Origin of the sequence: Streptomyces sp. NWU339 (assembly GCF_003143855.1) — a bacterium.
Classification (GTDB): domain Bacteria; phylum Actinomycetota; class Actinomycetes; order Streptomycetales; family Streptomycetaceae; genus Streptomyces.
In genome coordinates this window covers 571,887-582,698 of sequence record NZ_QFRK01000001.1, presented here as the reverse complement: position 1 = coordinate 582,698, position 10,812 = coordinate 571,887, and the positions used below count along the sequence as shown (strand labels likewise).

The following is a 10,812-nucleotide window of genomic DNA, read 5'->3' as shown; positions in this document are numbered from 1 at the left end:
TCTTTTGGCTGGTGGGGCTAACAGGATTTGAACCTGTGACCTCATCCTTATCAGGGATGCGCTCTAACCAACTGAGCTATAGCCCCGCCGCGCTCTGCGGTATGCGTTCCGCGCGCTGACTCCTGAAGATTAGCGCACGACCCGGGCAGTCCCAAAATCGGTTGCCGGGGGACCGTCAGAGCAGGCCGGGAAGCCGCCGGGCGCCGCTCACTCGTCCTCGGCCAGCGTGAGCTCGACACCGCCCACGAAGCCCGCGGAGAGGTTGTAGATGAACGCACCGAGGGTCGCCAGAGCCGTTGCCAGGACGACGTCGATGACCGCGATGATCGTCGTGAACAACAGCACGTTGGGCAGCGACAGGAACGACTGGAGGTCGAAGCCGTTCGACTCGTTGGAGCCCGTCGCCTCGGAGATCGTGCCGCCGACCGTCGAGAAGACGCCCATCGCGTCCATGACCATCCACAGCACCGCGGACGCGACGATCGTGCAGATGCCCAGGGCGATGGAGAGCAGGAAGCTGACCTTCATCACCGACCAGGGGTCGGCCTTGGCCACCCGCAGGCGTGCCTTGCGCACGCGCGGTGTGGTGCGCGCCCCGGTGCGCGGGCGGCGTACCGCGCCGCCCGGACCCTCTGCCGTACCGGCCTGCGCCTGGTAGGCCTGCGGCGGGTGGTAAGGCCCCGCCTGCTGCTGCGGCTGCCGTTCCCCCGGCAGCGGTGAGGTCGTATGAGCGGCGGCGCCCTGTCCGGGCGTGCTCTGCTGATGACCTCGGGTGTCCGTCACAGTCCCCCCCTGGGATCCATGTCTGTCGGACGGAGGCGAGTCCTTGCCGGGCGACTTGATCGCTTTCAGGTTGGTCGTGTGCGGATCTGTCGCCCGCGTGGCAGAGCCACGGCCACCGCCGTCCGTGCCCGTACTGGTACCGGTCGGCCCGGTGCCCGTGGCTCCGCTCACGCTGACTCACTCCTCGTGCTACTCGGTCGAGGGCGCCTCACCCTCGTCCGTGCCGGTGGTCACGGCACCTTCGTCGGTCTCGTCCACGGCCACGTCGCCGTCGACTTCCTCCGCCTCGCGTCCCGCCTCGGCGTTACGTGCGATGCCGACCACGGCATCGCGCTTGCCCAGATTGATCAGTTGGACGCCCATGGTGTCACGGCCCGTCTCCCTGACTCCGCTGACCCGCGTGCGAATCACACCGCCCGACAGCGTGATGGCGAGGATCTCGTCGGTCTCCTCGACCACCAGCGCGCCGACGAGGGTCCCACGATCCTCGACGATCTTGGCGGCCTTGATGCCGAGGCCGCCGCGACCCTGGACGCGGTACTCGTCGACAGCGGTCCGCTTCGCGTACCCGCCGTCTGTGGCAGTGAACACGAACGTACCGGGTCGAACAACATTCATCGAGAGCAGCTCGTCCCCTTCGCGGAAACTCATGCCCTTTACGCCCGAGGTCGCACGGCCCATGGGCCGCAAGGTCTCGTCCGTCGCGGTGAACCTGATCGACTGTGCCTTCTTGCTGATCAGTAGTAGATCATCATCTGCCGAGACGAGTTCAGCCCCGATCAGTTCGTCGTCGGAACCGTCCTCCTGCTCCCGCAAGTTGATCGCGATCACACCACCCGAGCGGGGTGAATCGTAATCCTTCAGCGACGTCTTCTTGACCAGGCCCGCCTTGGTGGCCAGAACCAGGTAGGGCGCCGCCTCGTAGTCGCGGATCGCGAGGATCTCGGCGATCGACTCGTCCGGCTGGAAGGCCAGCAGGTTGGCCACGTGCTGGCCGCGTGCGTCCCGGCCGGCGTCGGGCAGTTCGTACGCCTTCGCCCGGTAGACCCGGCCCTTGTTGGTGAAGAACAGCAGCCAGTGGTGCGTGGTGGACACGAAGAAGTGGTTGACGATGTCGTCTTCCTTGAGCTTCGCTCCGCGTACGCCCTTGCCGCCGCGCTTCTGGGCCCGGTAGTCGTCGGTCCTGGTGCGCTTGATGTAGCCGCCGCGCGTGACCGTGACGACGATGTCCTCCTCGGCGATCAGGTCCTCGATGGACATGTCGCCCTCGTAGGGCACCAGCTTGGTCTTGCGGTCGTCACCGTACTTCTCGACGAGCGCGGTCAGCTCCGCGCTGACGATCCCCCGCTGACGGATCGGGGAGGCGAGGATCTCGTTGTACTCGTTGATCTTCGCCTGGAGTTCGTCGTGCTCCTGGACGATCTTCTGACGCTCCAGTGCCGCCAGCCGGCGGAGCTGCATCTCCAGGATCGCGTTGGCCTGGATCTCGTCGATCGCCAGGAGGTCCATCAGGCCCCCGCGCGCGATCTCGACGGTGTCGCTGCGCCGGATCAGCGCGATGACGTCGTCGATGGCGTCCAGGGCCTTCAGCAGACCGCGCAGGATGTGCGCGCGCTCCTCGGCCTTGCGCAGCCGGAACCGCGTACGGCGGACGATGACCTCGATCTGGTGGTTCACCCAGTGGCGGATGAACGCGTCCAGGGAGAGCGTGCGCGGGACACCGTCGACCAGCGCCAGCATGTTGGCGCCGAAGTTGGTCTGCAGCTCGGTGTGCTTGTAGAGGTTGTTCAGGACGACCTTGGCGACCGCGTCCCGCTTGAGCACGATGACCAGGCGCTGGCCGGTACGGGACGACGTCTCGTCACGGACGTCCGCGATGCCGCCGATCTTGCCGTCCTTCACCAGGTCGGCGATCTTCTGCGCGAGGTTGTCGGGGTTGGTCTGGTAGGGCAGCTCGGTGACCACCAGGCACTGGCGGTTCTGGATCTCCTCGACCTCGATCACCGCGCGCATGGTGATCGAGCCGCGGCCCGTCCGGTACGCCTCCTCGATGCCCTTGCGGCCCACCACCAGGGCGCCGGTCGGGAAGTCGGGGCCCTTGATGCGCTCGATGAGCGCGTCGAGCAGCTCTTCGTTCGAGGCCTCGTGGTTCTCCAGGTACCACTGGGCACCGGTGGCGACCTCACGCAGGTTGTGCGGCGGGATGTTGGTCGCCATACCGACCGCGATGCCGGCCGATCCGTTGATCAGCAGGTTCGGGAAGCGTGCGGGCAGGACGGTCGGCTCCTGCGAGCGGCCGTCGTAGTTGTCCGTGAAGTCGACGGTCTCCTCGTCGATGTCGCGGACCATCTCCATCGACAGCTGCGCCATCTTGCACTCGGTGTACCGCATGGCCGCCGCGGGGTCGTTGCCCGGGGAGCCGAAGTTGCCGTTGGAGTCCACCAGCGGCATCCGCATCGACCACGGCTGCGCGAGGCGGACCAGCGCGTCGTAGATCGAGGAGTCGCCGTGCGGGTGGTAGTTGCCCATGACGTCGCCGACGACGCGCGCGCACTTGTAGAAGCCGCGCTCGGGGCGGTAGCCGCCGTCGTACATGGCGTACAGCACGCGGCGGTGGACGGGCTTGAGCCCGTCACGGACGTCCGGCAGCGCACGCGAGACGATGACGGACATCGCGTAGTCGAGGTACGAGCGCTGCATCTCCGTCTCGAGCCCGACGGGCTCGACGCGCAGGGCGAGGCCGTCCTCTTCGGACGTGACGGGAGTGTTCTCGTCGGTCATTGCTGGTGAAGGTCCTTCCTGGTGCGGTCAGCTGAGACCGACTCAGATGTCGAGGAAGCGGACGTCCTTGGCGTTGCGCTGGATGAACGCGCGGCGGGCCTCGACGTCCTCGCCCATGAGGACCGAGAACAGGTCGTCGGCCTGGGCGGCGTCGTCGAGGGTGACCTGGCCGAGGACGCGGTGCTCCTGGTCCATGGTCGTGACGCGCAGCTCCTCGGCGTTCATCTCGCCGAGGCCCTTGAAGCGCTGGACGGAGTCCTCGCGGATGCGCTTGCCGGCCTGGCGGCCCATCTCGATCAGCGCGTCGCGCTCGCGGTCGGAGTACGCGTACTCGAAGTCGTCCCGGCCCCACTTGATCTTGTAGAGCGGAGGACGGGAGAGGTACACGTGCCCCGCCTCGACCAGCGGCCGCATGAACCGGAACAGGAACGTCAGCAGCAGGGTGTTGATGTGCTGGCCGTCGACGTCGGCGTCCGCCATCAGGATGATCTTGTGATAGCGGAGCTTCTCGATGTCGAAGTCCTCGTGCACACCGGTGCCGAACGCGGAGATCATCGCCTGGATCTCCTGGTTCTGCAGGATCCGGTCGATGCGCGCCTTCTCGACGTTGAGGATCTTGCCCCGGATGGGGAGGATCGCCTGGTACTGCGGGTTCCGGCCGGACTTGGCCGAGCCGCCGGCGGAGTCACCCTCGACGATGAAGATCTCGCACTTGGTGGGGTCGTTCGACTGGCAGTCGGAGAGCTTGCCCGGCAGGGACGCCGACTCCAGCAGGCCCTTGCGACGGGTCAGGTCGCGGGCCTTGCGGGCCGCCACACGCGCGGTGGCCGCCGCGATGCCCTTGCGGACGATGTCCGCGGCCTCGTTGGGGTTGCGGTCCAGCCAGTCGTTGAGGTGTTCGTAGACGACCTTCTGGACGAAGGTCTTCACCTCGGTGTTGCCCAGCTTGGTCTTGGTCTGGCCCTCGAACTGGGGCTCGCTCAGCTTGACCGAGATGATCGCGGTCAGACCCTCGCGGATGTCGTCACCCGTGAGGTTGTCGTCCTTCTCGCGCAGCAGCCTCTTCTCGCGCGCGTACTTGTTCACCAGGTTGGTGAGCGCCGCGCGGAAGCCCTCCTCGTGCGTACCGCCCTCGTGGGTGTGGATGATGTTGGCGAAGGAGTACACGCCCTCCGTGTAACCGTCGTTCCACTGCATGGCGACCTCGAGGGACAGGAGCTTGTCCTTGTCCTCGGCCTCGAGGTCGATCACGGTGGGGTGCACCGGATCTCCCTTGCGGGAGTTGAGGTACTTCACGAAGTCGACGATGCCGCCTTCGTAGTGGTACGAGACGCTCTTGACCTCATGCTTCTCGTCCTCGCCCGCCTCGTCCGCCCCGGCGGTGGCCTTCGCCGACTCGCGCTCGTCGGAGAGGTTGATCCGCAGACCCTTGTTGAGGAACGCCATCTCCTGGAAACGCCGGGAGAGCGTCTCGAAGGAGTAGTCGGTGGTCTCGAAGATGTCCGGGTCGGCCCAGAAGGTGACCGTCGTCCCGGTCTCCTCCACCTCCTCGTGCCGGGCCAGCGGTGCCGTGGGGACGCCCATCTTGTAGTCCTGCGTCCAGCGGTGGCCGTCAGTCTTGATCTCGACGGAGACCCTGCTCGACAAGGCGTTCACCACGGAGACACCGACGCCGTGCAGACCGCCGGAGACCGCGTAGCCGCCGCCGCCGAACTTGCCGCCCGCGTGCAGCACGGTCAGCACGACCTCGACGGCCGGCTTGTTCTCCGAGGGGATGATGCCCACCGGGATGCCTCGGCCGTTGTCGACGACCCGGACGCCGCCGTCGGCCAGGATCGTCACATCGATCGTGTCCGCGTGCCCGGCCAGCGCCTCGTCGACGGAGTTGTCGACGACCTCCTGCACCAGGTGGTGCAGGCCTCGTTCACCGGTCGAGCCGATGTACATACCGGGTCGCTTGCGGACCGCGTCCAGGCCCTCGAGGACGGTGATGGCACTGGCGTCGTACGAGGCGGTGACCTCGCTGTCGAGGGCGGTCGCCTCGCTGTTCACGCCGGTGTCGGTGGACGGGATGTTCTCGTTGGGGTTGCCGGAATCGGCCACGAAGCGCCCTTTCTGGCACACCACGAGCCAGGCTCGGCGGCGGGTTGCCGGAGCGGCTGCGGCATGTTGCGTTGGTAAGCCTTGATCAGCGTTGCTCAGCTTTTCCCGGGCGGTCCCCACGGTCGGGGCGGGATTGCTTCCAGTCTACCGGTAGCTCGGACATTGATGGGGGTTTGCCGGTGCCTGAGTCCGCATGTGCCGCCCTCAACCGGTCTCGTCCGACTCCCGGTATACGGATGGGGGCCCCAAGAGGCTCACGAGGGCACCCAGCGCTTCCGACCGTCAACCCTTGGCTACTTATGAGTCAGGTGGCGATTCCGCACCCCGTCCGGTCGTACGATGAAAGGGGCATCGGTGGACCGAACGCACTCCCGAAAAGCCCCGATGTGACGTCGATCACCTTGTAGTGGACGGCCCGGAACAGGCCTCCGGGTCACCCGTACGTGTCCCCGGGCCCGGTGCTCCCGGGAGCACGCAGGGGGCCGTAGCGGCGGGCGGGGCCACCCGGTCCATTGACCTTGATCAGCTTCACCGTGCCGTGGCCCAGGTCCTCGTTCAGCCGGGCGACCAGGGTCGGGGCGAGCAGCCGCAGGTTCGTCGCCCAGGCCGTGGAGTCGCAGCGCACGAACAGCACTCGCTCGTCCTCGTCGTAGCGCTCCGGTTCACAGTGCTTGGCCACGTCCTCACCGACGATCTCGGGCCAGCGCCCCGTCACACCGCCCACCGCGGCCGGGGCCTCCCAGCCACGCTCGGTGAGCAGCCGGTTGATCGCCGCACCGAGCGCCATGGGATCGCGCCGGTCGCCGCGCGCGCCGGAGCGCAGGCCACCGCGCCGTGCCTGCTTCTTCTGCTGCGCCACATCCCCACGCGCGCGTGCCGCCTCCCTGGCCGCGCGCAACGCCACGCGTGCCAGGTCGACGCCCGAGGGCTCAGCAGCCGCCCCGGGCATTCCCGTAGGGGGGCCCTCGGGCCGGCCGGGCTCGCTCATACCCGCCGCACCGTCCCCTCGGCCACGACGAACCGCGTCCCCGACAGCGCACGGGGAACGTCGTCGTCGACGGCCGCGGTCACCAGGACCTGCTCCCCTGGCGCGACGAGCTCGGCGAGGCGCTCGCGGCGGCGTGCGTCCAGCTCGGCGAAGACGTCGTCGAGCACCAGCACCGGCTCGTTGCCCTCGGCACGCAGCAGGTCGTAGGAGGCCAGGCGCAGTGCCAGGGCGTAGGACCAGGACTCGCCGTGGGAGGCGTAGCCCTTGGCCGGCAGCTGACCGAGCTTGAGCAGCAGATCGTCCCGGTGCGGGCCGACCAGGGTGACGCCCCGGTCGACCTCCTGCTTGCGCGCCTCGGCGAGAGCCGCCGACAACTGCTCGAACAGGTCCTCGCGCGTGTGCGCCTCACCGGGCGCCGACGGCTTGTACTCCAGGGCGACGGGACCGCCGCCCGGCGCGAGCTGTTCGTACGCCTTGTCGGCGAGTGGCTGGATCGCGGCGATCAGATCCAGACGCTGAGCCAGCAGTTCGGCACCCGCACGGGCGAGATGCTGGTCCCAGACGTCGAGGGTGGACAGATCCATGGTGCGCCCGCCGTGCCGGCGGGCCAGCGCGGCCGTCTTCAGCAGCGTGTTGCGCTGCTTGAGGACCCGGTCGTAATCGGAACGGACACCCGCCATGCGCGGGGAACGGGCCGTGATCAGATCGTCCAGGAAGCGGCGCCGCTCGCCGGGATCACCCTTCACCAGGGCGAGATCCTCGGGGGCGAACAGCACGGTGCGGACGATCCCCAGCACGTCCCGGGGCCTGACCTGCGAGGATCTGTTGATACGGGCGCGATTGGCACGGCCCGGGTTCAGCTCGAGCTCGACGAGCTGCTGCCGCTCGCCCTGCCGGACCTGGGCCCGGATGATCGCGCGATCGGCGCCCATGCGAACCAGCGGGGCGTCGGAGGAGACACGGTGGCTGCCGAGTGTGGCGAGATAGCCGACCGCCTCGACGAGATTCGTCTTGCCCTGCCCGTTGGGGCCGACGAAGGCCGTCACCCCCGGATCGAGCGGGACCTCGACCCGGGGGTAGGAACGAAAATCGGCCAGCGACAGATGCGTGACGTGCATGGTCGTGCGCCGACCTCCCCGACGTTGTGGACCGTCGTACGGTCCTGCGGACGGACAGCCAGGGAGATGCCCCGTGACTGCTTCTACGGCTGTGCTGTAGCCACTCCTGGCCGCTCTGCGGTCTGTGGATTACTTCTTCGGACCAGCTCTTCGGACTACTTCTTCTCGACCGCGTGACCGCCGAACTGGTTGCGCAGCGCCGCGATCATCTTCATCTGCGGCGAGTCCTCCTGACGGGAGGCGAACCGCGCGAACAACGACGCGGTGATCGCCGGCAGCGGGACCGCGTGGTCGATCGCGGCCTCCACAGTCCAGCGTCCCTCACCGGAGTCCTGTGCATAACCCCGGAGGTTGTCCAGGTGCTCGTCCTCGTGAAGCGCGTTCACCGCCAGGTCGAGGAGCCAGGAGCGGATGACGGTGCCTTCCTGCCAGGAACGGAAGACCTCCCGGACGTCGGTCACCGAGTCGACCTTCTCCAGGAGCTCCCAGCCCTCGGCATAGGCCTGCATCATCGCGTACTCGATGCCGTTGTGGACCATCTTGGCGAAGTGGCCCGCGCCGACCTTGCCCGCGTGCACCGAGCCGAAGTCGCCCTCCGGCTTGAGGGCGTCGAAGACCGGCTGCACCTTGGCGACGTTCTCCTTGTCGCCGCCGTACATCAGCGCGTAGCCGTTCTCCAGGCCCCAGACGCCGCCGGAGACACCGCAGTCGACGAAGCCTATGCCCTTGGCCGCCAGTTCCTCGGCGTGCTTCTCGTCGTCCGTCCAGCGGGAGTTGCCGCCGTCCACGACGACATCGCCGGGCTGGAGCAGCTCGGCGAGCTCATCGATGGTCGACTGCGTCGCCTGGCCGGCCGGGACCATCACCCAGACCACACGCGGGCCCTCGAGCTTGCCCACAAGTTCTTCCAGGCTGTGGACATCGGCGAGGTCCGGGTTGCGGTCGTATCCGACGACGGTGTGGCCCGCGCGGCGGATCCGCTCACGCATGTTGCCGCCCATCTTGCCGAGGCCGACGAGACCGAGCTCCATCAGTTGTGTTCCTTAGGTTGCGACGTGGCATGGCGGCACGGGTGTGCCGCGGCACTTACGTACCGGCACGACCCTAAACCCGGGCGCTCACGCACATCTGTGGGCATACGCGCTCATGCGCACGCCCTCACCTGCGGCTTCGCTCACGGCCACTTCCGGGTCCGGCTCTGACCGGTATCCACGATCCGGTGTCCACCGGGCCCGGAAGGACTGTGCACAACTGTGGACTGCCGGGGGCAGCCGCGGCCAGGTGGTGCGGGTCAGCCGCTGAGCCGCACCGGCATGATCAGGTACTTGTAGGCGTCGTCCGCCTCCGCGTCCACCGCAGGCCTGCCGCTGAGCAGCGCGGGCTTGGTGGACGTGGTGAACGACAGCTGCGCCACCGGGGAGTCGATGGCGCTCAGGCCGTCCAGCAGGAACGTCGGGTTGAAGGCGATCGAGATGTCATCGCCCTCCAGCTGGGCGTCGACCCTTTCCACAGCCTGTGCGTCGTCGCTGGAGCCGGCCTCCAGGATGAGCACGCCCTGCTCGAAGCTGAGCCGCACCGGGGTGTTGCGCTCGGCGACCAGGGCCACGCGCTTGACGGCCTCCACAAAGGGGGCGGTCTCGATGACGGCGACGCTGTTGAACTCGGTCGGGAACAGCGTGCGGTACTTCGGGAGGTCGCCCTCCAGCAGCCGCGTGGTGGTGCGGCGGCCCGCTCCTTCGAAGCCGATCAGCCCCTCGCCCGCGCCCGAGCCGGACAGCGCAAGGATCACCTGGTCGCCGCTGGTCAGCGCCTTGGCGGTGTCCAGGAGCGTCTTCGCGGGCACCAGGGCGACCGCCGAGGCCTCCGGGTCCTCCGGCTTCCACAGGAACTCGCGGACCGCGAAGCGGTAGCGGTCGGTGGAGGCCAGCGTCACCGTGTCGCCCTCGATCTCGATGCGGACACCGGTCAGGACGGGCAGGGTGTCGTCCCGGCCGGCCGCGATGGCGACCTGCTGCACGGCGGACGCGAAGACCTCGCCGGGGACGGTGCCTGTCGCGTTCGGCATCTGAGGCAGGGCCGGGTACTCCTCCACCGGCAGGGTGTGGAGTGTGAACCGCGAGGAACCGCACACCACCGTCGCCCGCACACCGTCTGTGGAAATCTCCACCGGCCGGTTGGGGAGCGCGCGGGAGATGTCGGCGAGCAGACGGCCCGAGACGAGGACGGTGCCCTCCTCCTCGACCTCCGCCTCCACCGAGACCCGTGCGGAGACCTCGTAGTCGAAGCTGGACAGGCTCAGCTGTCCCTCCTCCGCCTTCAGCAGCAAGCCGGCGAGGACCGGCGCCGGCGGACGGGCCGGGAGGCTGCGCGCAGCCCAGGCCACTGCCTCCGCGAGTACGTCGCGTTCCACCCGGATCTTCACCGTAAGCCGCCTCCTGCTGTTGCCGGCGTTCTCACGCCCTGCTTCGCCTTCGTCGTCTGCCTCGGTGTCGTCTGCCTCTGTGAGGGAAGGACACCGGAGACCAGTCTGACGCACCGCACTGACAGTAGGTGCCCCTCGGGGTCAAGTCGTGACGAGCGGCAGTCGGCGTCGAACCGGCGAGTTGTGCACAGGACCCTCTTCGAAACGAATTTCTCCCTCTCTCTAGTTGGGAGTAGTAGTAGGGCCTGTGGATACCGTGGATAACCTTGTTTTCCCAGCTCAGGGCCAAGATTTTGTCCACCGGGCCTGTGGGTGGAGGCGGTGGACAACTCGGGGTTTCTGTGGAGAACAAAAAGTTCTGCACACTCCGTGCACAGGGAGGGGCGAGTTCTCCCCAGCTCCGTCCCCAGGTTTGCCGGTCTTTCCCACAGGCGGCCTCGGCACCTTGCTGTGACGCCTTTCACTCGACCCGGTGAGGAGGCGCGTGGCGTTGCCGAACAGTGGACAGGCGTGTGGAGAAGCGCCTGATCATTGGGGACAACTGGCCTCAGCCTGTGGGTTGCTGGTGGAAAACTTTGTGCACAGCCTGTGGGGCACCGGCTTGTCCACAGCCTGTG

At 67.7% G+C, this 10,812-nt stretch carries 7 protein-coding genes and 1 tRNA gene; all 8 read right to left on the bottom strand.

Annotated elements, in window-relative coordinates; genetic code table 11:
• Positions 1-9 precede the first annotated feature (9 nt).
• Positions 10-86: transfer RNA gene (locus DIZ27_RS02700), tRNA-Ile, on the bottom strand.
• 121 nt (positions 87-207) lie between these two features.
• Positions 208-954 carry a DUF3566 domain-containing protein gene (locus DIZ27_RS02695; protein ID WP_109376592.1) on the bottom strand — a complete coding sequence of 249 codons (747 nt, stop codon included), beginning with the start codon at positions 952-954 and terminating at the stop codon, positions 208-210.
• An 18-nt stretch (positions 955-972) separates the two neighbouring features.
• On the bottom strand, positions 973-3,564 hold the full coding sequence (gyrA, locus tag DIZ27_RS02690) for a DNA gyrase subunit A (RefSeq protein WP_109376591.1): 2,592 nt from the start codon (positions 3,562-3,564) through the stop codon (positions 973-975).
• 42 nt (positions 3,565-3,606) lie between these two features.
• Positions 3,607-5,667, bottom strand: a complete 2,061-nt coding sequence (gene gyrB / locus DIZ27_RS02685) for a DNA topoisomerase (ATP-hydrolyzing) subunit B (protein ID WP_181383341.1) — start codon at positions 5,665-5,667, stop codon at positions 3,607-3,609.
• Positions 5,668-6,100: 433 nt separating this feature from the next.
• The gene (locus DIZ27_RS02680) at positions 6,101-6,655 is read right to left on the bottom strand and encodes a DUF721 domain-containing protein (protein WP_109376589.1); all 555 of its coding nucleotides are present in this window, start codon (positions 6,653-6,655) and stop codon (positions 6,101-6,103) included.
• Positions 6,652-7,773 (bottom strand): DNA replication/repair protein RecF, encoded by a 1,122-nt coding sequence (gene recF, locus DIZ27_RS02675; RefSeq protein ID WP_109376588.1) that lies wholly within the window; start codon positions 7,771-7,773, stop codon positions 6,652-6,654. Before recF ends, DIZ27_RS02680 begins: the two co-directional genes overlap by 4 nt.
• 155 nt (positions 7,774-7,928) lie before the next feature.
• A complete protein-coding gene (gnd, locus tag DIZ27_RS02670; RefSeq protein WP_109376587.1) occupies positions 7,929-8,804 on the bottom strand; it encodes a phosphogluconate dehydrogenase (NAD(+)-dependent, decarboxylating) in 876 nt (291 codons plus the stop codon).
• A gap of 260 nt (positions 8,805-9,064) precedes the next feature.
• Entirely contained in the window at positions 9,065-10,195 is a 1,131-nt protein-coding gene (dnaN, locus tag DIZ27_RS02665) for a DNA polymerase III subunit beta (RefSeq protein WP_109376586.1), read from the bottom strand.
• Between the last annotated feature and the right edge of the window lie 617 nt (positions 10,196-10,812).